The organism is Gemella parahaemolysans, assembly GCF_053758945.1.
This window is the reverse complement of the sequence record NZ_JBSMTP010000002.1, coordinates 190,862-216,057: the sequence shown is the minus strand read 5'-3', so window position 1 is coordinate 216,057 and position 25,196 is coordinate 190,862. Positions and strand designations below refer to the sequence as shown.

Annotated in this window: 24 protein-coding genes and 1 other annotated feature; of the genes, 3 read left to right on the top strand and 21 right to left on the bottom strand. The window is 29.5% G+C overall.

The window, feature by feature from the left end:
• Positions 1–147 precede the first annotated feature (147 nt).
• The 5 genes from ACWOBP_RS02745 to ACWOBP_RS02725 all read right to left on the bottom strand — a co-directional run bounded on the left by ACWOBP_RS02745 (position 148) and on the right by ACWOBP_RS02725 (position 4,049).
• The gene (locus ACWOBP_RS02745; protein WP_455337362.1) at positions 148–1,782 is read right to left on the bottom strand and encodes a Na/Pi cotransporter family protein; all 1,635 of its coding nucleotides are present in this window, start codon (positions 1,780–1,782) and stop codon (positions 148–150) included.
• 221 nt (positions 1,783–2,003) lie between these two features.
• Positions 2,004–2,285 carry a 50S ribosomal protein L27 gene (gene rpmA, locus ACWOBP_RS02740; RefSeq protein ID WP_003145565.1) on the bottom strand — a complete coding sequence of 94 codons (282 nt, stop codon included), beginning with the start codon at positions 2,283–2,285 and terminating at the stop codon, positions 2,004–2,006.
• A 5-nt stretch (positions 2,286–2,290) separates the two neighbouring features.
• Positions 2,291–2,620: a ribosomal-processing cysteine protease Prp gene (locus ACWOBP_RS02735; RefSeq protein WP_455337361.1), complete on the bottom strand. Its 330-nt coding sequence runs from the start codon at positions 2,618–2,620 to the stop codon at positions 2,291–2,293.
• A 2-nt stretch (positions 2,621–2,622) separates the two neighbouring features.
• On the bottom strand, positions 2,623–2,931 hold the full coding sequence (rplU, locus tag ACWOBP_RS02730; RefSeq protein WP_003144981.1) for a 50S ribosomal protein L21: 309 nt from the start codon (positions 2,929–2,931) through the stop codon (positions 2,623–2,625).
• A 19-nt stretch (positions 2,932–2,950) separates the two neighbouring features.
• Positions 2,951–3,022: a sequence feature (ribosomal protein L21 leader region), on the bottom strand.
• Between the two features lie 133 nt (positions 3,023–3,155).
• Positions 3,156–4,049 (bottom strand): YidC/Oxa1 family membrane protein insertase, encoded by an 894-nt coding sequence (locus ACWOBP_RS02725; protein WP_455337360.1) that lies wholly within the window; start codon positions 4,047–4,049, stop codon positions 3,156–3,158.
• Between the two features lie 211 nt (positions 4,050–4,260).
• Between ACWOBP_RS02725 and ACWOBP_RS02720 the strand changes: the two genes are divergently transcribed.
• The gene (locus ACWOBP_RS02720; protein ID WP_455337359.1) at positions 4,261–4,695 is read left to right on the top strand and encodes an ArsR/SmtB family transcription factor; all 435 of its coding nucleotides are present in this window, start codon (positions 4,261–4,263) and stop codon (positions 4,693–4,695) included.
• 71 nt (positions 4,696–4,766) lie between these two features.
• On the top strand, positions 4,767–5,990 hold the full coding sequence (locus ACWOBP_RS02715) for an MFS transporter (protein ID WP_455337358.1): 1,224 nt from the start codon (positions 4,767–4,769) through the stop codon (positions 5,988–5,990).
• Positions 5,991–6,040: 50 nt separating this feature from the next.
• Here ACWOBP_RS02715 and ACWOBP_RS02710 read toward each other — a convergent pair whose 3' ends face one another.
• The 15 genes from ACWOBP_RS02710 to ACWOBP_RS02640 form a co-directional block, all read right to left on the bottom strand.
• The gene (locus ACWOBP_RS02710) at positions 6,041–7,321 is read right to left on the bottom strand and encodes a solute carrier family 23 protein (RefSeq protein ID WP_294681790.1); all 1,281 of its coding nucleotides are present in this window, start codon (positions 7,319–7,321) and stop codon (positions 6,041–6,043) included.
• 264 nt (positions 7,322–7,585) lie between these two features.
• Entirely contained in the window at positions 7,586–8,170 is a 585-nt protein-coding gene (locus tag ACWOBP_RS02705; RefSeq protein ID WP_060914075.1) for a peptidylprolyl isomerase, read from the bottom strand.
• 57 nt (positions 8,171–8,227) lie between these two features.
• Positions 8,228–10,171, bottom strand: coding sequence for a threonine--tRNA ligase (gene thrS / locus ACWOBP_RS02700; RefSeq protein ID WP_455337357.1), 1,944 nt, complete (start codon positions 10,169–10,171; stop codon positions 8,228–8,230).
• Positions 10,172–10,510: 339 nt separating this feature from the next.
• The gene (locus tag ACWOBP_RS02695) at positions 10,511–11,710 is read right to left on the bottom strand and encodes a leucine-rich repeat domain-containing protein (protein ID WP_455337356.1); all 1,200 of its coding nucleotides are present in this window, start codon (positions 11,708–11,710) and stop codon (positions 10,511–10,513) included.
• A complete protein-coding gene (locus tag ACWOBP_RS02690) occupies positions 11,691–13,259 on the bottom strand; it encodes a hypothetical protein (protein WP_455337355.1) in 1,569 nt (522 codons plus the stop codon). Before ACWOBP_RS02690 ends, ACWOBP_RS02695 begins: the two co-directional genes overlap by 20 nt.
• 6 nt (positions 13,260–13,265) lie before the next feature.
• Positions 13,266–14,228: a glycosyltransferase family 2 protein gene (locus ACWOBP_RS02685; protein ID WP_455337354.1), complete on the bottom strand. Its 963-nt coding sequence runs from the start codon at positions 14,226–14,228 to the stop codon at positions 13,266–13,268.
• Between the two features lie 15 nt (positions 14,229–14,243).
• The gene (locus ACWOBP_RS02680) at positions 14,244–15,275 is read right to left on the bottom strand and encodes an L-threonylcarbamoyladenylate synthase (RefSeq protein WP_455337353.1); all 1,032 of its coding nucleotides are present in this window, start codon (positions 15,273–15,275) and stop codon (positions 14,244–14,246) included.
• Between the two features lie 25 nt (positions 15,276–15,300).
• Positions 15,301–16,089, bottom strand: a complete 789-nt coding sequence (locus tag ACWOBP_RS02675; protein ID WP_455337352.1) for an energy-coupling factor transporter transmembrane component T family protein — start codon at positions 16,087–16,089, stop codon at positions 15,301–15,303.
• Positions 16,082–16,969 (bottom strand): energy-coupling factor transporter ATPase, encoded by an 888-nt coding sequence (locus ACWOBP_RS02670; protein WP_455337351.1) that lies wholly within the window; start codon positions 16,967–16,969, stop codon positions 16,082–16,084. Before ACWOBP_RS02670 ends, ACWOBP_RS02675 begins: the two co-directional genes overlap by 8 nt.
• On the bottom strand, positions 16,954–17,775 hold the full coding sequence (locus ACWOBP_RS02665; RefSeq protein WP_455337350.1) for an energy-coupling factor transporter ATPase: 822 nt from the start codon (positions 17,773–17,775) through the stop codon (positions 16,954–16,956). The genes ACWOBP_RS02670 and ACWOBP_RS02665 overlap by 16 nt, the downstream gene beginning before the upstream one ends.
• Before the next feature lie 316 nt (positions 17,776–18,091).
• A complete protein-coding gene (gene truA / locus ACWOBP_RS02660; protein WP_455337349.1) occupies positions 18,092–18,889 on the bottom strand; it encodes a tRNA pseudouridine(38-40) synthase TruA in 798 nt (265 codons plus the stop codon).
• A gap of 323 nt (positions 18,890–19,212) precedes the next feature.
• Positions 19,213–20,313, bottom strand: coding sequence for an MGDG synthase family glycosyltransferase (locus ACWOBP_RS02655; RefSeq protein ID WP_455337348.1), 1,101 nt, complete (start codon positions 20,311–20,313; stop codon positions 19,213–19,215).
• A gap of 12 nt (positions 20,314–20,325) precedes the next feature.
• Positions 20,326–20,934 (bottom strand): phosphatase PAP2 family protein, encoded by a 609-nt coding sequence (locus tag ACWOBP_RS02650; protein ID WP_455337347.1) that lies wholly within the window; start codon positions 20,932–20,934, stop codon positions 20,326–20,328.
• A gap of 492 nt (positions 20,935–21,426) precedes the next feature.
• A complete protein-coding gene (locus ACWOBP_RS02645; RefSeq protein ID WP_455337346.1) occupies positions 21,427–22,620 on the bottom strand; it encodes a hypothetical protein in 1,194 nt (397 codons plus the stop codon).
• 355 nt (positions 22,621–22,975) lie between these two features.
• Positions 22,976–23,287: a hypothetical protein gene (locus ACWOBP_RS02640; protein WP_455337345.1), complete on the bottom strand. Its 312-nt coding sequence runs from the start codon at positions 23,285–23,287 to the stop codon at positions 22,976–22,978.
• 193 nt (positions 23,288–23,480) lie between these two features.
• Between ACWOBP_RS02640 and ACWOBP_RS02635 the strand changes: the two genes are divergently transcribed.
• Positions 23,481–23,969, top strand: coding sequence for a hypothetical protein (locus ACWOBP_RS02635; protein ID WP_455337344.1), 489 nt, complete (start codon positions 23,481–23,483; stop codon positions 23,967–23,969).
• Positions 23,970–24,384: 415 nt separating this feature from the next.
• On the opposite strand, the gene ACWOBP_RS02630 is transcribed toward ACWOBP_RS02635, so the two are convergent.
• On the bottom strand, positions 24,385–25,149 hold the full coding sequence (locus ACWOBP_RS02630) for a class I SAM-dependent methyltransferase (RefSeq protein ID WP_455337343.1): 765 nt from the start codon (positions 25,147–25,149) through the stop codon (positions 24,385–24,387).
• Positions 25,150–25,196: the final 47 nt, after the last annotated feature.

The window sequence follows — 25,196 nt, the reverse complement described above, 5'->3', positions numbered from 1 at the left end:
AACATAGTAGAAATAACTTTGATTTCTCTATATTTTCGTTTATCTTTTTTTAAACTAATTGTAATTGATATAGTTTATATAAAACCAATATTATTAGCAACATTATAACAAACAATATAATATATATTTTTTGTTTATTTGACATAATTACATATTACCTTGAATTTCTTTTTCTAATATATTTCTAGTATGTTCACATATGCGCGTAAAATGCTGAATTAAATCCATAAATACCACACCTGCTGGAATTTCACAATCTCCATCTTTCATACGTTGAGTGTGTTGTTTACGAGCATTTTTTTCAAGAGCATATATATTTTCACAGGCTGCTAACGCTGCCCCTGCTAAAGCTATGTTGTTTTCTTCTAACGATTTTATAGTTTTCAAAATTACATCATTACAAAGATCATACATTTCTTGTACTTCTGCTTTTGCTTCATCAGAAAATTTTAATTTCTTTCTAACTTGATAATCAACTGATAATACTATATCCCTTGCATGATCTCCAATTCTTTCTACGTCACGAGTACCATCTAATAACGTTGAAGCAATAAGCCCTTCTTTTGGGCTTAGTTTTTCTCTAAATAATAATGTTAAGTAGTCTGTCATTTGCTCATCAAAATTATTTATTGCATCTTCATAAGTTTCACCTTTTTCACGAAGCTGCTCATCACGATTCATAAAGTACTCTACAGAATTACGTAAACTTTTTTTAGATAAAATTAACATTTCTACAAATTCTTTTTGCACTTGACCCAATGCTACTGCTGGTGCACTTGCAATAAGTGATTTATCAAGATATTGTGTACTATATTTAATTTGCTCATCTTCCCCTGGAATAATTTTTGTTACAAGAACTACTAACAAACTAATAAATGGGAACTGAATAAATGTATTTAGAATATTAAATGTACCATGTGCTGATGCAATAGTCATTTTAGGCTCTAAGCTTAAAGTTGTTTCTAAAAACTGAATAAATGCTCCATAAGGTACTAATGCAATTAAACAGATAACCGTACCTATCACGTTAAATAATACGTGCGAAGCAGCTACACGTTTTGCAGCTATATTACTACCAACCATTGCTAATGCAGCTGTAGTGATTGCAGTACCAATATTATCACCAAATAATACAGGTAGTGCACCAGTTAGGCTTAATGCACCGTCCGCATACAGGTTTTGTAAAATCGCAATAGTCGCTGCAGAAGATTGAATTAATACAGTTAAGAATGTACCTACTCCTACCCCTACTACCGCACTATCATTAATGTGAGTTAATATGTTTTGGAACCAAGACATATCTCTCATAGGTCCCATTGCTGTAGACATCATTTTTAGAGCGTAGAAAATCCCCCCAAATCCAAAAATTACACGACCGATATTATTTATAACTTTAGCACGAGTAAAGAATAAAAACGCTGCTCCTAAGAATAATAAAGGAAGTGCATATTTAGATATATTAAATCCAATAATGAATGATGTTAATGTAGTTCCTATATTAGAACCCATAACAATTGCTATTGCCTGTTTCGTTTTTAATAATCCTGCTCCTACTAAACTTATAGTAATTACGATTGTTCCTGTACTTGACTGAATAAGTATCGTAACTATAATTCCGGCTAAGACAGCCATAAGTGGTTTAGATGTATATTTATCTAAAACATATCGCATTTTCTCCCCGGCTATCAATTGAAGTCCGTCCCCCATGTACTTAATACTGAATAGGAATAAACCAAGACCTCCTAAAAAAGAAAATAAAATTTCTTGCCAAAGTGCTGACACTTTTTTGTCCTCCTAGTATATGTTGCGTGTATCATATAACACACAAGTAAATTTTACCATATATATTTTAAAAGTACAACAAAAATCTGAAACAAGAAATATTAAAATATTATTACAAATGTTTACATTAATTACCTAAAAAACACTAATATGACACTAATATTTTTGCAAAATAAAAAAGGTATCTACATAAATGTAAACACCTTTTTCTATAATGCTTATTAAGCTTGTGGATAAACAGAAACTTTTTTACGGCTACGTCCGTATCTTTCGAAACGTACAACTCCGTCAACTAGTGAAAATAGTGTATCATCTCCACCTTTTCCTACGTTAGTTCCTGGCCAAATTTTTGTTCCACGTTGTCTGTATAAGATAGAACCTGCAGTTACGTACTGACCATCAGCTCTTTTAGCACCTAAACGTTTTGATTCAGAGTCACGTCCGTTTTTAGTAGAACCTACCCCTTTTTTAGATGCGAAGAATTGTAAATTTAATTGTAACATCATGTCTATTTCACCTCTCTTACTTCAATAGTTATATAATCTGAATAATTTTCTTCAATTGTTTTTAATGCAACTAACATTGCATTTAGTAGAAGTTGCTCTTTATCTGTAGATTTTAACGATCTATATGTTAAATGTCCAGTTACATCTTCGTTAGCTGAAATATCGAACTGTACATCTTCATCTAGAACATCTACTGCATTTATTAAACCGAATACGACAGCAGAAGCACCTGCACAAACTATATCTGAACCATGTTCAGCATAATCAGCATGCCCATCAACTGTTACTTGTTTAATAACTTCAACTTCTTTTACGATTTCCACCTTAATCATGATTAAGCGTTAATTTTTTCAACTACTAATTTAGTGAAAGGTTGACGATGACCTAATTTACGGTGATTGTTCTTTTTAGGTTTGTATTTAAATACTGTGATTTTTTTACCTTTACCTTGAGCAACTACTTTAGCTGTTACTGTCGCACCAGCTACTAAAGGAGCACCAACTTTTGTTGTTTCTCCACCTACTAATACTACTTCGTCAAAAGTAACTGTAGAATCAACTTCAGCTGCTAATTTCTCAACCAAGATTGTTTGTCCTTCTTCAACACGTAGTTGTTTTCCACCTGTTTTAATTACTGCGTACATATCTGCACCTCCTTAAATATTTTTTACTAAGACTCGCCATATAAGGTGGATTTCTCTCTTGTTTACCTTATACGTGCGGTTGTAGTAGCTATTTAGGAGCTACACAACAATACAATTCTAACACATATATACCATAACGTCAACTATATTGATAACTTTTCTTACTTTTTTTTCGAAAAATTAAATCAGTAAACAATATTTCTAATGTTTACTGATTTATTCAACTATTTACGTTTTTTCTTATTAGAAACTAATGTAACTTTTTCAGGATCAAACGCTTGTTTCTTTTGTTTTTCTGGTTTATATGGTGGATATAAAGTATGCCCTAAGTATGTTTGGAATATCATGAATAATCCCCCAACAATATAGTATACGGCTACCGCTCCAGCCACCCAAAATGAAAATGCTGTAATCATTATCGGCGATAACCATTGCATCATTTGCATTTGGCTTTGCATTTGTTCAGCTCCTGGTTGTACAGACTGCGGCATCATTTTCATAGTTAATCTTGTTTGAATAGCATAAACTACAAACGCGATTATTGGTAATGTATATGAACGTGTACCAAGACTAAATACGCCTAGGAATGTTGAATCAATGATTCCCGCTGAGTATAATGGATTTGTTAGCGTGTAATATATCGCCATTAAGAACGGCGCTGGTATAAGAATTGGTAAACATCCACCTAAGCTTATAGGCATCGCATCATATTTTTTCATGATAGCCATTTGTTCTCTTTGTAATTCCATAAGTTCGCTACGAGCTTGCATTTTTTCCTCATTAGATATAGCTCTCGCTTCTTTTTCTTTAGCAGCTTGTTGTTTCTTTTGGACTACTTCTAATTCTGGACGAGCTAGTTCTTGCCCTTTTCTCGCTTTATTTTGTACTTTATAGTTGTGTAACATGAATGGAAGTACTAATAGTCTAATTATTAATGTGATAATTACAATTGACCAACCCCAACTTCCAGTATACTCATGAATTTTTGCTAAGAATATATCCATCGGTTTTACGAATGTTTCATAAAACGTTCCTGATCTATCATCCGGAGAACATCCAGATAATGTTACTACTCCTAGCAAACCTAATAAAATTGCTGATAGTTTTTTCAATTTCATTCTCCTTAATTTTTTTATTTCTACTTTGTAATAATAGCAAATCGTTACTAATATTATACCTAGTAAATTATATCAGATATAAAAGAGGTAGTCAAACTATTGTTCAATTATCCCCCCCTAAATTCCACAAAGTTATAAAAAATATATTTATAACGTTCAAAAAAAATTGACTGTTGGAAATATTTATTTTATAATACTAGTTAAGAAAGGGATGATTATTATCAAAGATATACAATATATTACAGATATCGAGAAACTAAAGGTCATTTCTGATCCTTTAAGAATAAGTATTCTTACAACACTCGGTACAGAAAAGAAAAACTCGAAACAACTAGCTAAACTATTAAAAATTAATAGAACTAAAATACACTATCACCTTAATATTCTAGAGGAAAACAATTTTATCGAAGTAGTTGATACAGATACAATTAACGGTATAATCCAAAAATATTATCTACCGACTGCACAAGCATTCGTACCTTCACCTAGTATCTTTAACGACTTATTTAACAATACTTCAGTTAATTTTAATATAAATAAAGAAGACATGGAAGATTTTTGGAATGAAGTTAAAAAATTAGAAAAGAAATTCTCCTCAGATAATAAAAATAGTGTTAGTATTAGTATTATTTCAACAGCTCATTAAGAGCTGTAAAATAATACACCAACTGTCAAATATTTTTTATCGTTAAAATTTTTATAAAGGATGTGGACATTATGTTTAAAAATAAAAACTTTTCAATTTTACTATTCGGTCGATTAATCACCAACTTTGGCGATAGTATATATTCAATCGCTACTCTCACATTAATATACACACTTACTAAATCTACCTTTTATAGTGGTATTACTTTATTTTTAATCTCATTTACCGCTATACTACAAATATTTATCTCTCCGATAATCAGTAAATTTAATGTGAAGAGTTTTTTAATTATTTCACAGTTATTTCAAGCTATAATATTACTTGTTATTACTTATCTAGTCTACATAAATAAGCTACAGATTACTACGCTAATAATTTTTATCATTTGTATCAGTTTTATTAATCAAGTTGTTTATCCTATTCAACTCGCCTTACTTCCAAAAATAGTTAAACAAGAAGATTTAGTTAAAGTAAATTCATTATTTTCTATAGCTTATCAAGGTAGTGATGCACTCTTTAATTCAATAGGTGGATTTATTATTACATTCTTTGGGACAATATATGCATTCATCATTAATAGTATTACTTTTTTTATCAACAGCTTTATATTCATCTTCTTATCAGATGATTTATCTAAAAATACTAGTACTATTCAAGGAAATTACTTTTCTAAACTAAGTAATGGAATAAAAATTTGGAATACTCCTTTATTAAAAACCTTATTGATTGGAATTATAATAATTAATTTTTCTACCAGTTCGTTACTAACACTACTCCCTGAGTATTCAGAAACTAGTTATTTTTATGGAATTTTACTTAGTGCATCTGGACTTGGTGTCCTAATAGGAGCCTTTCTTTCTAACAGTCAAACACTAAAAAATATAAGGTTAAGTACTCTATACACTACATTTACACTAGGTATAGCTCTATCTTGGGGATCACTTAGCATACTTAATAATAATTCTGTAACTAACAAAATTATAAATTTTTCATTATTTCTTTTCGGTTGGATATTAATCGGGATTTTAAATACATATTCTCAAACAATGGTTCAATGTATCATAAGTAAAGCTAAATTAGATGTCGCTATGTCCACTATGATTGGTTTGTCTATAGCCTTTAGCCCCCTAGGAGCATTATTATCAGGAGTATTAAGTATAAAATACAACATAAAAACTATAATAATTATTACTTCATTATTAATTTTTAGTATTTTTCTATTTTGGTTATTCAATAAAAATATTAGGAATTTACCTAGTTTTCAAAATTACTTGAATAAGAAATATTTCATATAAAAAATAGCTAGTAACTTATTTATACAAGTTACTAGCTATTAAATTAATTTCTATTTTTTATCTTCTTTTGGTAAAAATGCATTTAATAACACACCACTGATAGCTGCAAGTGCCATTGCTGGAAGTTCGAAGTTAATACTTTCGAACTTAAGCATTGCTCCACCAACACCTAAAACGATGATTACTGATGAAATTACTAAGTTTCTGTTAATACTTAAGTCTACTTTTTCATCTACTAACATTCTAAGTCCACTTGAAGCGATTATTCCGAATAGTAAGATTGATACCCCACCCATAACCGGTGATGGAATCGTAGAGATTAGAGCTGAGAACTTACCTACAAAACTTAAGATAAGCGCGAATACCGCTGCTCCTCCTAATACGAATACAGAGAAGATACGTGTAATAGCAAGCACCCCAATGTTTTCACCGTATGTTGTACTTGGTGGTCCACCTAAAAGTGATGCAAACATCATCGCTGTTCCATCAGCTAAGATTGAACGGTGTAATCCTGGATCTTTTAAGAAGTTTCTTCCTACTACTTCAGATAATACCATTTGGTGACCGATGTGTTCGTTAATTGTTACTATAGCAATAGGTACCATTGCTAATGCTGCTACATTCCAATGTGGTGTATACGTCACAAAAGGAATTGTGAACTTCGGTAAACTAAACCAAGGAGCGTCAATAACCGGTTGGAAATCAACTAATCCCGCAAATACAGCGACAATATATCCAAACACAATTCCTAATAATACTGGAATTTGTTTAGCAAATCCTCTTAAAGCAACACAACAGAAGATTGTTGCTGCTAAAGTGATAAGAGCTACTAAGAAATATTTTAAATCATAAACTTTAGCTCCGTCTACCGTTTTGTACATCGCCATATTTATTGCTGTAGGAGCAATCCCAAGTCCAATAACAATGATAATAGGTCCAACTACTACTGGTGGTAAAAGTTTCAATAGCCAATTTACACCAAATTTGTAAATTAACATTGCTACAACCCCATAAACTAAGCTGGCTAAAAATGCACCAAGCATTGCTGTTTCAACACTGTGAGTAGTTGAAAGTACAATAATCGGATTAATGAAGGCAAATGAAGATCCTAAATACGCAGGAATTTTACCTCTAGTTATTAATAAATACGTAAGTGTTCCAATACCTGATGTCGTTAAAGCAGTACTTGCTGGTAATCCTGTTAAAATCGGTACCAACACCGTCGCTCCAAACATTGCAAATAAGTGTTGTAAGCTTAACGTTACCCATAGAGCTAAGTTAGGCTTTTCATGAACATCTAGAATTGGTTTTACTCTTGTTTTTTCTGCCATTCTTCTTCTCCTTTTTTTATATTCAAACTTTCATAATTATATCACATGAATAGTCATTTTAAAAGTATTTTTTTCTATTTTTTTTAATTAATTTTTAAGTAAATTTTAAATTAACTAATAATATTTTATTCTAAAAAACACTTTTCTTTTGTTCTCTAAATTATCATAAGCTCTAAATTCTAAATTCTAAAATTATATAATTATTCTTTATTCATGAATATATAGAAAAGCAAGATTAATCTCATTAATCTTGCTTTCTTATATTTATTTAACTTCTATATCAAGAATCACAACTTCTTCAACTGGCTTATCTTGAGCTCCAGTTTTCACAGCTGCAATTTTCTCTAATGTTTTTGCACCAGCGATTAGGTGTCCAAATACTGTGTGACGGTGATCTAAGTGAGGAGTTCCCCCTAGTTTAGCATATCCTTCAACAGCTTCTTGTGGCCAACCACCTTGTTCAAGTGCTTGTAAAGTTCTAGCATCTACATGAGAATTTTGAACTATAAAGAATTGACTTCCATTTGTGTTTGGTCCAGCATTTGCCATACTTAACGCACCGTAGAAGTGGAAGTAATCCATTGAGAATTCATCTTCGAAACTACGTCCCCAGATTGACTCTCCTCCCATACCTGTACCAGTTGGGTCTCCACCTTGAATCATAAAGTCTTTAATTACACGGTGGAAAATAATACCTTTATAGTATCCATTTTTTGCGTGAGTTAAAAAGTTTTCTACTGCTTTTGGAATATCTTTTTCAAATAATTTGAAAGTCATATCTCCGTGAGTAGTTTTAATTTTCACTCTAACTTGACCTTTTTTTACATTTTTTGTTAATTGAGTTAACATTATATCTCTCCTTATTAGGAGAAGGGATGAATTTCCACCCCTTCCCTGATTATTTTACTATGCGTTTTTCTCGATTAATCTTTCGTTGATTTCTCTTAGGATATTTTCTTTGAATTCAGCAAAGCTTTCTTCTTTTTGATCGTGTGAACCAAATGTTCTTACATTAACATTTCTGTTTTCTACTTCTTTATCTCCAATTACTAAAGTATATGGAATTTTTTTGCTTGCTGCTTCACGGATTTTATATCCTAGTTTTTCATCTCTATCATCGATGGCTACTTTAACACCAGCTTTTTTAAGTTCTTGCATGATTTCTTTAGAATAATCATAGTGGTAGTCATTGTTTACTGGGATAATACGTACTTGGTTTGGTGATAACCATGTTGGTAAATCTCCTTTGTACTCTTCTAATAAGAAGGCAACCATTCTTTCCATTGTTGATACGATACCACGGTGTATAACTACTGGACGGTGAGCTTTTCCATCTTCACCAATATATTCTAATTCAAATCTTTCTGGTAATAAGAAGTCTAATTGAATTGTAGATAATGTTTCTTGTTTTCCGATTGCTGTTTCTACTTGAACGTCAAGTTTTGGTCCGTAGAATGCAGCTTCACCTTCAGCTTCAACATAGTCTAAACCTAACTCATCAGCAGTTTCTTTTAACATTTGTTGAGCGTTATTCCACATTGCATCATCATCAAAGTATTTCTCAGTGTTTTCAGGGTCTCTGTATGATAGACGGTAGCTGAAGTTTTTAATACCTAAGTCTTTATACGCTTCTTCGATAAGTCCTACAGTAAGTTTAAATTCATCTTTAAGTTGATCTGGACGTACGAAAATATGAGCATCGTTTAGAGTCATACCACGAACACGTTGTAATCCACTTACTGCTCCACTTGCTTCATAACGGTGCATCATTCCAAGCTCTGCGATACGGATTGGAAGTTCACGGTATGAGTGACGTTCATTTTTATAAACCATCATGTGGTGAGGACAGTTCATAGGACGAAGTACCATTGTTTCGTGGTCCATTTCCATTGGTGGGAACATATCTTCTTGGTAGTGTTCCCAGTGTCCACTTGTAATATATAGATCTTTAGATCCCATAATTGGAGTATAAACGTGATCATATCCTAATTCTACTTCTTTATCAACGATATATCTTTCGATAGTACGACGGATAGTAGCACCATTTGGTAACCATAATGGTAATCCAGCACCTACTTTTTGACTTGTTGTGAAAATTCCTAATTCTTTACCTAGTTTTCTGTGATCACGCTCACGTGCTTCTTGTAGACGTACTAAGTGTTGTTCTAAATGTTCTTTAGTGAAATAAGCTGTTCCGTAGATACGTTGTAGCATTTTATTATCACTGTTACCTCTCCAGTATGCACCGGCTACAGATAATAATTTAAATTCTTTAATTTTTGAAGTTGAACTTACGTGTCCTCCACGACAAAGGTCAGTGAAGTCTCCTTGTGTATAAACTGTAATTACTTCATCAGCTGGAAGATCGTTAATTAATTCTACTTTGTATGGATCTTCTTTAAAGATTTCTAAAGCTTCTTCTTTACTTACTTCGCGACCTTCAATTGCATGATTTTCGCTAATAATTTTCTTAACTTCTTTTTCAATTGCTTTGAAGTCTTCTTCTGATACTTTGTATTCAGCGTCAAAGTCATAGTAGAATCCACCATCGATAGCTGGACCAACACCGAAGTGTACATCTTTACCATATAGTCTTCTTAATGCTTGTGCTAATACGTGTGCACAAGTGTGACGTAATACATATAAACTGTCTTTGTCTTCATCATCTGCAACGATAAGTTTTAAGTGACCATCTTTTGTTATTGGTTTGTTAACTTCGATATAGTCCTCATCTAATTTTGCAGAAATCACTTTTTTCTTAAGACTAACACTGATACTTTCCGCAATTTCTAAAGGTGTTTTATTATCATATTCTCTTACATTTCCATCTGGAAAAACTAATTTAGCCATATTAAGGTCTCCTTCTTTTTTATATACTTAGTCTAACTTACTTAGAAATTAAAAAAGCCCCTTCTCTAGCCGAAACTAAAGAAGGGACGAATCTTTTCGTGGTACCACCCAAATTCGAAGTAAATTTACTTCCTCTTTGTGAATAAAGCTCACTAACTATGTTAATACTATTAGCTAGGTAGTAACATATATTGCTTATAGGTATTTTCAGCACCATACCCTCTCTCAAATAAGTTAAATATATATCTTGTCCTAAGTATACGTTGATTTATTTCATTAATGTAATTCTAGCACAAAGATAGATGAATTTCAAGGGGAAACTCATCTATCTTTTACATTTTATTTATTTTTTCTCCAGTAGCTTCTAATACCACTAAAAGTGAAAATTAGTATTAACACCATGAAAATATAATTTTTAATACTAAAATATTTTGCAGCTTCTGTTTTTACTATTTCTAGCTTTTTATCTATGTTATTAGACTTTTTAACTTCTAAATTACCTTTCTCAAATGCAGCTATATCACCGTCACTGATTTTAGTATCTTTCAAAGCGATATAATATAGATACTTAGCATCCTTTAATGCTGAAATATCGGTTACCGAAGTATTAGATATATCTAAGCTAGAAATATTTGGTACATCTTTTAATGTATCTATATTTTTTAAACCTAGATTATCATTTAACATTAATCGATATAGATATTTTTTATCTTTTAACGCATCTACATTCTCGATATTATTTTTATATAATAGTAGTTCTTCTAAACTTGCTAAATCTTTCAGCGCTGTAATATCGCTAATATTATTTCTATCTAAATATAAAGTCCTCAAAGACTTCAATTCAGCTAATGCTGTAATATCTTTAATAGCATTTTCTTCAGCAACTAGACTCTCCAGTTTCCCTGCATTTTTTAAAAATGATATATTATCTAAACCTATACTAGAAAGATTTAGACTTCTTAGATTATCTAGTTTTAAATTATTCGGAATATAATCTTTTAAAACACTATTCATAGAAATATCTAATGATTCTACTTTTAAATCATTTAGAAAATCTAAATTATTCATTAAATTTTTTCTAAGTACTAATTGTCTTAACTTTGTTAATTTAGCTAAACTCTTTGGATCTTTTATTTTATTGTTAGTAAGATTTAAATCCTCTAATCCAACTAATTTTTCTAATGGTGTAATATCTTCGATAAAATTATTAGATAAGTTTAGATTTTTTAGATTAACAGCGTATTCTAAACCTTTTAGAGAAAAAATGTTTTTCCAAGGTAATGACAGACTTGTAAATTGTTCCATCATACCTACAGTCATTTCCTCACCTTTAAAGTCTTTATTAATATGAAACTTATAGTATTCTATTAAAGCTGCTTTAAGATTAAGATCATCGAACTCTATTTTTTCGCTATTTTCAATTTCAGTAAATTTCTTTTCTCCAAAAGGTATATAGACATCATTGGCCTTTATTGCAGGAGCAGATACTGTTAATCCTAATAACGTTATGATAAAAGCTTTATATATTACCTTTTTCATTTTTTTCCTCTTTATTTTTTCTATATTCAGTTATTTTATTTCTTACAATTACTAGCCCATATGCTGCAAGTGGAATTAAAAATACAAAGTACGGAAATACATATCTACTTTTCGCTTCCCAAATCATATGGAATAACGTTCCACCGATAAAAGCGACTGGAATTATCGTTAGTATTTCTTTTTTCTTCTTATAAACATTTACTGCAAATACTACAGAAAATATATATACAAACACTTGAAATACCTTCATAATAAAAGTAAGTACGTGATGAGTTTCATCAAAGTAAATTTGTTTTACAAAAAAGTCTTTCACTTTTTCTAACTTAGTTTCATTATCGAAATTCCTTTGAGGTGCAGTCACTAATAAACTCTGGAATGTTGGTTCTATAAACTGATTTTCATATTTTCTTTGATAAAAATCTACAGCATACCTAGGATTTTTCTTAAATACCTCTGCTCTTTGTTTTATAGAATCCTTAGAGATTTCAGTTATGCGTTTTGTATCATAATCTTCTTCTGGCATAATATCATAGTTAAATCTATTCCACCAACCAGCTTCACGATCACCTTCTTGCATTCCCATCGCTATCCATGTAATTTTCGGTACACCGTCAGCAATTGTCTTTTGACTCTTCACTTCATAATAATTATAAATTAAACTCTTAGAAGCGCTCATTAAAAATAGACAGCTGATCATAAACACAATGACTTTTTTATCCCTTACTCTAATAAGATAAATAACTGCCGCTGAGAATATAGCTAACATATGTATTAAGTTATTACCTATAAATAGTATCGCAACATTAATACTAATAGCACTTATTACCAACATATACCATTTTTTATGTTTAATATACTTTATAAAATAATAGTAAGCCAGTAATGTTAAAAACATACCTGGTAATAATCCGTAAACAAATGCAACATAAAATATTAACGGAAAACATAGACCACTAAGAATTACAACTAGATAATTTGTATCTTCATCATCAAACATTATATTAGATATTTTATATAACATAAAGATAATATAACTTATTGAAAAACTTTGCATTATATATAAAATAAACGTTGCTCTACCAAATAATGACAGTATAATTTGGAATAAAAATACTGTTGTAATTTGATGTGAATATATGTATAAATAGTTATTTCCTTTATCAAGACCACTGTAGTTTTCTCTTATGAAATTATTAGCTTGATCTATTACGTTAAATGGATCAAACTGAACATAGTCTCTTCTCAATATTGCAAACAAGATACTAATAATAAACGCATAAATCATTACTATTAAAACTAATCTTTGAACACTTATTATTTTCTTCAAATATCTTGCTAATATTAAGATAACTATACTAAATATTATAAGGAACATAATATTTAGTATAGCACTAACATTTTCATAATATAAAGTTTCTTGATAATCTTTCGGAAATACCGCTGTTTTTGTTAATACTAATAAAGAGTTTATCCCCATAAGTACTACGAAAATCACAGCTATAACTTTTACTAAAAAGTTAGAAAATTTATTTAATATTTCCTTATTCATTGTCAATTATTCCTTTTCGTTTTTCTCTTCGTTTAAGAATTTTTCAACAATAAATCTTGGGCGTCCTTTTGTTTCTAAGTAGATTTTACCTACGTATTCACCCACAATACCTAGTGAAATCATAATCATTCCACCTATAAACCACATTGATATCATTAAACTTGACCAGCCTGGTCTTGCAAATCCTGCAAAATAACTATACAATGTGTAGAAAAATACTATCGCAGCAATAAATATCATTAATGCTCCACCTATAGTAATAAATCTAATTAGTTTTACAGATAAAGATGTAATACCTTCAAAAGCGAATGCTAACATCTTAGATAACGGATATTTACTTTCTCCAGCGAATCTTTCTGCACGTTCATATGTAACGATATCACTTGGATATCCTATCATAGGAACAATACCACGTAAGAATAAGTTCACTTCTTTAAACTGAGCTAATCCTTCTAATGCGCGTTTACTCATTAAACGGTAATCAGCATGGTTAAATACCGTATTAGCACCTAGTTTTTCCATTACTTTATAGAAAGCTTCAGCTGTGAAACGTTTAAAGAATGTATCCGTAGTTCTTGCAGAACGAACACCGTAAACAACATCAGCACCAGCTAGATATTTCTTCATCATTTCATCCATAGCGTTAATATCATCTTGTAAATCAGCATCCATAGAAATACTTACATCACAGTGATCTTTAACTGTCATAAGTCCTGCTAAAAGTGCATTTTGGTGTCCTCTATTTCTACTTAAGTTAATACCACTGAATAATGGATTTTTTTCATGAAGTTCTTCTATCATTTCCCATGTTCTATCTTTTGAACCATCGTTCACTAAGACAACACGGCTATCTTTCGAAATTAAATCTTCTTCTATCATAGAATTCATTTTAACTTCTAATCTTTTTGCAGTCTCGTTTAATACCTCTTCTTCATTGTAACAAGGTATAACTACATATAACTTTTTCATTACAAATCTCCTATTTTATTTTTTACTTATAGCTTTATTAAGTCTATTCAACAAAGCTTTATTCTCTTTCGTTTCTTCGATTGGTAGTATAAAAATCTCCTCTACCTTTTCTTCATCAAACTCCCTTAGAATATTATATAAATTTTTATTAGATTGTTCAACACTTTTCTCATTATCTGCTAAATATTTTATAGAAACATTTAAATCATTAACTCTAGATTCCATTTCTTTGTATGTAATAAAACCTGTTTTTTGATTTTTATCTTTTAAAATATTTATTAAATTTTCAAATGAATCATTAAACAATACTAATTCCGCTTCAGGAGAATAGTGTCTATATTTCATTCCTGGTGATATAGGCGTTGCATTTTGTGTAAGTATTTCGTCATTATACTTCACACTACCTTCTCCTAATACAGACTCAATATCTTCTTTAGTAATATCTCCGGGACGAGCAATAACAAGTGGATATCTTGTACAATCGATAACTGTACTTTCTAAACCAATATCCGATTGTTCATCTTCGATTATTACATCTATTTTCCCATTCAAATCATGATACACATGTTCAAATTTTGTCGGAGATGGCTTTCCACTTGTATTAGCACTTGGTGCTGCTAATAGAACTTTAGTTTCTTTTAATAACTCTCGAGCAGTAATATTAGACGGCATTCTCACAGCTAACGTATTTAAACCCGCAGTAACCTTTTTAGAAATACCGTTATTTTCTTTAACATTTAAAATTAAAGTCATCGGACCTGGCCAGAACTTATCTATAAGTTTCTTAACATTTTCATCACTATAATCAACGATATTATCTAGCTGACTCATTTCATAAAAATGAACAATTAGCGGATTATCACTCGGACGACCTTTCGCCTCATATATCTTACTCACCGCTTCATCATCCATAGCGTTAGCACTTAAGCCATAAACAGTTTCTGTTGGAATAGCTACAAGCTTCCCTTTTTTGTAATACTCAGTTAACTTACTGTATATTTCTTCTTTGCTTTCACTTTTCGAAATATTAATTATTTCAGTTTCCATCCTATCTCCTTTCTAAAATTTCATACTATACTAACATTATAAATATTGTAATAACTATTATTAATATATAACTTAAATAATCTAGTTTATTATACTTTAATACTTTATACTTACTTCTTACCCCGGTAGTAGAATATCCTCTTACTTCCATTGCAGTAGCAAGCTCATCAGCTCTTTTTAAAGTAGCTATAAATAACGGTATCAGTATAGGAATAAACTTCCTTACTTTCTGCGCTAAGCTTCCTTCATTAAAATCTGAACCACGTGAAACTTGTGCATTTATTATTCTATTAGTTTCTTCTAGTATAGTCGGAATAAATCTAAGCGATATAGATAATACTAACGCAAAAGTTGAGATTGGCACCCCTACCTTCTGTAGAAATCCAAGACTCTTTTCTATAGCACTTGTTATTTCTGTTGGTGAAGTAGTAGCCATAAAGACAACCATTATCGCAACAACTAAAATAAACCTAACTGTAATCAATGCAATTCCTAAAAGTGCACCACTATAAATCTTCCAACCTAATACTTCATACAACACATCACCTTTTTTATTAAAAACAAGGTGAATCAATGAAGTAAATAAAATTAGTATACTAATAGCTTTTACGCTATTAATTAAAAATGCCGGACTCGTTTTAGATAGCATAACTATTGCTAGTAGCATTAGTATTAAGATTAAAAATTCTAACACATTATATGCAATAAAGACATCTACTAAGTACCAAATCACAAAAAATATTTTAACTCGCGGATCAAGATTATGAATAATAGTATTTAATGGAATATACTTACTTATTAACGAATTATTCATTTCTACTACTTCCTATCTTATTTTTTAAAGCATTAATTAATTCTTCATATTTCCTAGGAAATACATCCAATACTATATTATTTGCTTCTAATTTTTTGTAAAACTTCAATACTTCTGGTAGTTCTAATGAATTCTCCTTGAGTACTTGTTCATCCAAGAAAAGGTCTTCTACCTTACCTTCAAAACTAATTTCTCCATTTTTCAAGACGAAAACTTTATCCGCATATTCCAATACATAATCCATATTGTGAGTTACAAGTACTATCGTCATATCAAACTCTTCTTTAAGTCTTTTCACCATAGCCATAATTTCCTCACGACTCTGATAATCTAGAGCTACTGTAGGTTCGTCTAATATTAGTACTTTAGGTTCTAAGGCAAGTACACCACATAAGGCAACTTTCCTCATCTCTCCTCCTGACAATTCAAAAGGAGATTTATCTAAGTAACTTTCATCAAGTCCTACTAATTTTATTAATTCTTTTGCTTTTAAGATAGCTTTCTCTTCTGCGACTCCATAATTTAAGGGCGCAAAGATAATATCTTTTAGAACGCTTGTTTCAAATAACTGCTGTTCAGAAAACTGGAATAACACCGCAACATCTTGTCTTAATATTTTCAGTTTTTTAGCCAATTCTCTTCTTTCTTTTTTACTCTGTGGATTAGTAATCAATATATTATCTACTGCTACTTCTCCTTTTGTGGGTAATAATAAGCCGTTAATATGCTCTATAAGGGTAGACTTTCCGCTACCTGTCTTACCTACTATTACCGTATAACTTCCTTCATCTATCTTCAAGTTTATATCTTTTAAGACTTCTCTAGCATATGGGGTCTTATAATTATAAGTATAGTTTACACTTTTTAAACTAATTTGCATATTTTTCTTACTACACTCCCCTCATCTTCTTCTATTTCAAATATTTCTTGATTCAGGTAATTGTTTAAGTCTTTTTTTATTCTTTCTACAAAAGGAACCTCTAAGCTATATTTTTCTAAAATCTCAGTATCAGCATATAGCGTTGTATAATTTCCTTGATAAACTATTTCTCCGCTTTCTAATATGACAATATCATCTGAATAAACACTCTCTTCTGCATCGTGAGTGATAGAAATTATAGTTATTCCTTTTTCTTTATTTATTTTTTTTATATATTCTAAAATAGACTTCTTAGCTTTAGGATCTAACATACTCGTAGCCTCATCCAATATTAAAATCTTGGGATCTAAAGCTAGCGAAGATGCTATTGCCACCCTTTGTTTTTGCCCACCTGATAATGATGAAGGCTCATATTTCCTATAGTCCGTCATATCAACAATTTCTAATACTCTATCTATTATCTCATCCATCTTTTCTTGAGGAACATTTCTATTCTCAAGTCCAAATGCTATATCTTCTTCTACAGTAGACCCTACGAACTGATTATCAGGATTTTGAAAAACAATTGCTATCTTATTTTTTATATCATCATAAAGTTCTTTATTGTATTCTTTATTATTAAAAGTTACTTTCCCAGAAGTTGCTAAATTCTGCCCATAAATCAACTTCATAAGCGTTGACTTTCCGCTTCCGTTTTTTCCTAAAACACTAAGCCAACGCCCTTCTTTTATTTCTAAATTTATATTTGATAATGCAGTCTTTTTAGAACTAGAATATTGAAAAAAAACATCTTCAAATTTTATCATTTTATTACCTAATTTTCTATAGAATATCTTTATATTATATCAAATATCCCGATTTTTCTCAAACCAAATACGGATAGCTATTTAAATATATTTATATCATTTTCATTTTTCTTAAAGAGAACTTTCGCTTTGGTTTCTCTCGGGGTTGACCCAAAAGTCCTAAAATTTGACAAAATTCATATGAGAACTCATAGACGCAGTGGTTTATTGATATCTAAAATCGCTTTAGAAAAGCTTTTTAGATATCTAATAAACTGTGCGGGGATGACTCGACAAAATCGATTTCTTCGAAATCACGATTTTTGAGTCACTCCCATTATTTATTACAATAAGGTTTTAAACTATTATTTATAAATTTATTTATTTTATCATCGTCATAAACTACTTCTTTAAGATACAATCCTGCCGCATCAGCTTTAGGTCCTGCAAACTGACGTTCTTTTTTATCTAATATCTCTTTTACATACTCCGCCTCATATTTACCAGCCGCCACATTTTGTATAGTTCCTATAATTATTCTAACCATATTGTACAAGAAACCATTCCCAGTAATTTCAAAGTTTACAATATTAGGGTTAACCGAATCTTTTTCCATAGTTAAACTATATATTGTTCTAACCTTGTCCTCAACACTAGAATTTTTCGAACAGAATGATGAAAAATCATGTTCTCCAATAAAGTATTGTAACGCTTCTTGAGCCTTTTCGAAATTAAAATCAAAACTATGTTTACCCACATAATTTAATAAAAATGGATCCACTTCTCTTCCGATATACAGTTTATAATAGTATGTTTTTTGTGTACTATTATACCTAACATGAAAATCTTCCGAAGCTGACGTAGCTCCCACTATTCTAATATCTTTCGGAATAATGGCATTTAACGCCTTAACCCATGCTTCATCTGGAATATTCAAATCAGTATCAAAATGTAATACCTGACCATAAGCGTGAACACCACTATCTGTTCTGCCACTCATATAAAGTCGTACATCTTTTTTATTAATTTTCTTTAAACTCTTCTCAATTTCTTCTTGAATTGTATTATTATTTGGTTGTATTTGAAACCCATGGTAATTACTACCATCATACCTACAAAGTAAAACTACTCTCACTCTTATCTCCTAAATTTTTTATTTTAATCTTTATTTCTTAATTGTCGTATTATACCTTGAATGTTTTCTAACGACTCACTCTATATGCTATTATACCACAACAATAAAAAGAGAAAAAGACAAGACAAGAATTAACCACAGCAACAAATAAGTAAAAATCACACTTAACTCTACTCAGCTGACATACGAAGTTACAACTTAACCTTGTATATTCAACCTGCTATTTTGACAAAATAAAAAAGGGGGGACTCAAAAATCATGATTTAAAAAAAATCATTTCATCGAGTCACCCTCGTTTAGAACACACATAGAATTAATTAATATTATATTTTATTCAACTCTAAAATTCCCATAATATCTTTGCAAATATTATAACTTGCATGCGGTAAATAATTTCTTGTCATACTGTATTTAATCTTCTTAATATTATTTTCAAAAAACAGTTCTTCTAAACAATCTAGTACCTCTTCTAAATTTTCAGCAATTTTTGCCATTCCATTTTTCCTAAAATAGATAGCATTTTCCATCTCTTGCCCAGGAACTGGATTAAAAAGAATTAGTGGAATATTACTTGCTAATGCTTCAGAAACTGTTACTCCTCCTGCCTTAGTTATAAGAACATCAGAAACCTGCATCCATTCTCTCATATTTTTAGTGTATCCTAGAATCTTAACCCTTTCTTGTTCAGCATAATTCATTTCTAATTCATTCTTCAATTCTCTATTTTTACCACAGATTACTACTACTTGAGTATCGTTATTTTTCAGCAATATTTTCCCAATAAGTTTTGAAAAATCAGTAGAAACCCCGAAAGCACCAGCAGATAATAAAACTGTCTTTTTATCTATATCTAATTTATTATCTTCCAACCACTCTTCAACATCTATTTTATTATCGAATTTTTCAGCAATCGGTATTCCAAATTTCTTAACTTTTTGTTTTTCTACATTTAACTTCAATAACTCTTTTTCAGTTCCATCTGTCGCTACATAATATCTAACTACTCCTTTAGCTAACCAACTTTTATGAAAATGATAATCCGTTATTATATTAACTATTCGTATCTCCTTATCTTTCAATAATGATAAAGCTGGAGTTGGAAATGTTGATACTATGATATCTGGTTTAGCTTGTTTTACTAGTTTTTTCAAATACTCAGAACTAAAATATCTATAAACAGAGATATTACTATGATTTTTCCCTGCATAATATAAATACCCGTAAATATCTCTAAAATATGAAAAGCTGTATAAATATAATTTTTTTAAAACTGGTGTCAAATTCGGATGAGCCTGTAAAAACAAGTCTGTTTCGATAACTTCAACCTCATCAGCATAATATTTTTCAAATGTTTCTTTAATATTTTTTGATACTTGAAGATGCCCATTTCCAAATGAACCTGTTATTAATAAAACTTTTTTCACATTACCTCACCTCTACTTTTTATTATAATAGATAAGATTATAAGTTAATACTATCACACTACCTAAACACATCCCAGCCATTGTATCCGTCGGATAATGTACTCCTAAATACACTCTAGAAGTCGCTATAAACAAAATTCCCATTATCGCTATAAGAATAGGAAAATAATTATTATTTCCTTTCTTCGATAATTTCATAAATATTAATGCCAATGTTAAATACAATATTGTTGCTGAAGTCGTGTGCCCACTAGGAAAACTTAGACTATTTAATTCTACTAAACGATGAATATTAGGACGAGGACGATTAAAAATTATCTTAATAAACGCCATCACTATACCACACGTACCCATTGTAAAAGTTAAAAATAGAACCTCTCTTCCAAACCTATTTACAAATAAAATTATAACTATTATAACTGTTATTGCTGCACTTTGCTTCATATCTGCTATATTAGTCACATTTAAATATATACTTGTAAGTGATGGATCTTCTAAACCTTGAATAAAATTAATAATTATACTATCCAAAGGTTTCAAGAAACTATTATAACCACTCGCAATAATGCCAAACATCACTATAAAAAATGTAATTAATCTTTTCTGATTATTTTTCGTCATTAAATCTCCTAACCTTTTTTAAATCTCTAATTCATATCATATTACCATAATTTTATATATAATGATAGCAAAATAATATTATAATCTCAGCAATATTATTTCAAATTACGTGTTTTTTATTAATTCCTATAAAAAAATTTTATAATAAATATCATTTTTTATTATAATCAGAAAGTTATTCAAATAACTATATCTTCTTATGAATAAAATAACCTTATAAATAGACTAAAAACTAATACACTTTCTAGAAAAATTTAGAATTTTTCTTTTTTCATTAAATTTTATATATTTTTTAATGAGAAACAAATAATCTTAATACAACTGAAATATATAATTTGAAATTACCAAATCTAAAATCCTCATATAATCTCCTCTTTAGTAGTTTTATTTATAATAAATGCGAGGCTGGAATTTTTTCCATACCTCGCATTTATTATATACAATCAAATTTGACAAAAATCGAATTTTCACTACTTTTAGTTTGAATAAAGTTTATCGTACTTGTTTTCTTCTAATCAATATTATTGCTACTAGAGCTAATAATACCATACTAACAGCTGTCTCTGATTCTAAACCAGTTCCTGGAAGTTTCTCCATCTCTTTTTTATTATTCTCTACTTTTTTAGAACTTCTATCAGTGTTACTATAAATTTCTCCTTTACTTTCTTCATAGTTCGCTTTTACTTGTGTCATTATTTGTGTACGACTTTCTAAATCTTTAGCTCTTACTCTAATTCTTTCTAAAATAGTAAATTTACTAAAGTGATTTATATTAAATTGCAACACACCTTCGCTATAACTACTCTCAACTTTTTCTAAAATATTATTTTCTGTAATATGGTATACTTCTAATTCTGTACTGTCATTTTTAGAAACAGGTACCTTAATCGTACGTTCCCCATCGCTAGATATCTTCTTACCATCTTTTTTAAAATAAATTTCAAAAATCTCAACAATTTTATACTCATCACCTAATTTATCAATAATTTCCTTATCTAATTTCTTATCGCTTATACTAGCAACAAATATAGAATCAGCATTTATTTTATTTTTATCGAAAGAAACAGATATATCATGATTTGATAATTTAGAAGTTAAAATATTTTTTTGTATCATTAACTCCGTTTCTTTTTTATCTTTATCATTTTGTTCTTCTTTAGAAACTTCTTTTCCTTTTCCTGAATCAATTTCTTTTTTAGGTGTTTCTTTTACCACATCTTTATTTTCTGATTTAGAGTCAGCATTTATTTCTTTATTTTTATTGTCTTCTTCTAGGTCCTCTTCTAAGATATTCTTTATTTTTTGAAGATTTTCATTATTAGAATGGGTAATTAACATTTCATTTACCTTAACTAACCATAAATTTTTTATTTCTCTCTCTTTATTTTTATCAACTTTAATACCAGACAATAAGTAGTTCAAAAATTCTTTTTTATCGATTAAATTCCAATCAATCTTTTCCTTAATAATCTCTCCTAAAAGTTTATCTTCTGAAGAAATAGTATTTTCTACTTTTTCAGATTTTCCGATAGATTTTGAATCAATACTGTTTAAATCACTCAATTTATTATTTTCACTAGCTTGCTGTGCATAAATTGTCTCAAATGAATCTGTAGTAACGCCTATAAGTATACTAGTAGCAATTACTATCACTTTTCTTATTACATATTTCTTTGTATTAATCATAGCTTCCTCCTTATATAACAACACAAAGATAATAAATTTATCTCATATCTTTACAATTATATTATATCTCTATAAAATGAGCAAGTATTTGCCATTTTATTTTTAAATTATATCTTCCTATTCAAAAATACTATTATACATCTTTAAATTATTCATTAATTTAGTGTATATTAATAAAATATTATTTTTACTGACAATTATAAAAAGAAATAAATATTAAAATATATACGTATATTATCTCATAAAAAAAACGAACTGATAAAATCTATCTAGTTCGTTTTTTATTTTAATCTTAAATTTAATATTGATCAGTATGTTATACTCGTATACTAAAATCCTTAATTTGTATGTCTAATTACTTAATACTATGCTTATTCATTTTTTCTTGGAAAATACTCGTAATAACTTTACGTAACTCTTCTTTTTCTTTTTCTGGCCACTCACCTTCTTGTTGTGCTGCTGCATAAAGTTCTGGGTATTCAATAGAAATTCTCTTAACTGTACGAGTATTAGCATGCTTTCTTACAAAAAATGGTATTTTCTTCATTAATTCTTCAGGAACCAATGAGAGTATTCTTTCTGCAGTTTCTTTGTCGCTAATTACTGAAAAAGTAAGACCTTTCTTTATCTGCTCTTGTTCCTGTTCTGTAAAATCTTCTAACTTCATTCTTATTCTCCTAAAGTATGTATATTGTCAATTAAGATTATATACTAATACTGACAAAACAACAAATGAATTCCCCTGATAGAGATTATCAATATTAAAATGTTATCATATGATAACTACTAAAATTTTTAAATAACATTTTTATATAAAATGTTATAATATAAGTAATTAATAGTATGCAAGGAGAACTATCATGAAAAATCATTTAAAGAAAACTTTAATAAGTCTCGCTGTTGGTGAATTAGTTGCAGTTATTATATTTTGGATAAATTTCTTTATATTCAAAATATACATTACTGACACTGTATCTATAATTCCTGTTATCTTCACACTATTCCTACTAAGTTTTATCCTTATACAAGGTTCCATCTTTTGGTTAGTTCTTTTAAAAAGAATATCAAATAACAATTTCGCTAAAACAAGCTTAGGAAAAATTTATAATCACCTAAGAAGATTAGATATAATTCTACTATACCTGTCTATATTAATAATAATAGTAAATCATCAAACTTTCACTCCAACAATTATATCTCTTAGCATTTGGATTTTCGCAATAATAGAATATATAAATTATTATAAAGTACGATTATCTTATAAACCAAATGTTCTGATAAACTACATACTCCATGGAAAAATAAGAAAAAGCAGAATAGCAAGAGAGATTGAGAATTATAAAAAATAATATAATACCTTAGATAATTGCTTCTAAAAATTCATTTGATACTTATCATATATTTATATAAATAAAACTTATAAATTATAGCTCATAGAAAACAATTTATAAAAAGCTACCTTTCTAAAAATTTATAAACCTTATAGTATACAAATCCACAACGAAAATTAATTATTGAAAAATGTATAAAATATTATAGTGAAGTAAATATAAAAGAGAAATTAACATAGGTAAGATTTTTCAAGAATAAACTAAAGCATATGACAATATAAACGAAAAAACAGTAAATTTTTTTAATTTACTGTTTAATAAATTGCTATATTATGGCGTTTTATTTAATTGTTCGAGTTAGACAAATTGGTATTTAAATTCAACACTTACGTAAAATAAAACGGACTATTCTCCTGAAGTATGTTCTATAGGATTATAATTTAATACAAAGTGTAGCTATATAGTCATTTCCATAATGTGATAATCTATTTCTTTTATCACACGATTCATAAAAATCTATCATAGCAAGACCATTTTTTAGTTGTCCTCTAATCTGAGTTTCTAAAGTATGGCTAAATTCATATCCATATTCTGGATTTATGGTTATCTTACCTTCCTTTTCAAGTTCTTTTGAATTAAACGGTATTGAAAACTTTAGAAATAATTCCTCATCAGGTTTATCCCATACAATATCAGCATCATACATGTATATCCAAGGATTCATAAATCCGACCATTAGCAATCCACCCTTTTTCAATACTCGAGAGGCTTCTTTATACATATTTTCTAAATCTTCTATATATACATTTGAAACTGGATTAAAAATAATATCAAAAGTTTCATTTTCAAAAGGAAATGGTTTTGTCATATCACCTTGAACTGTGTTAATTTTTAAACCTTCTCTTTCAGCAACCATTTCATCTCTTTGCAATTGTGATTTAGAAAAATCCATTATGGTTACATCATAACCTTTTACAGCAAAAACTGGCCCCTGTTGGCCACCACCACAGGCTAAACCTAATATCTTTTTTCCATTTGCTTTTTCAAACCATTCTTTTGGAACTTTTTTTCCAATAGTTAATGCAACAGAAATTGGATTATTTCTAGCTTCTTCTAATTGTTCGTGTGTCAACGGCTCAGTATAGTCATTTTTTATATTATTCCATCTATCTTCGTTTAATTTTATATAATCGTTCATCTTATAATCCCCTCATAATTTTTTAGATGTGAGCTATCGTTAAAAAG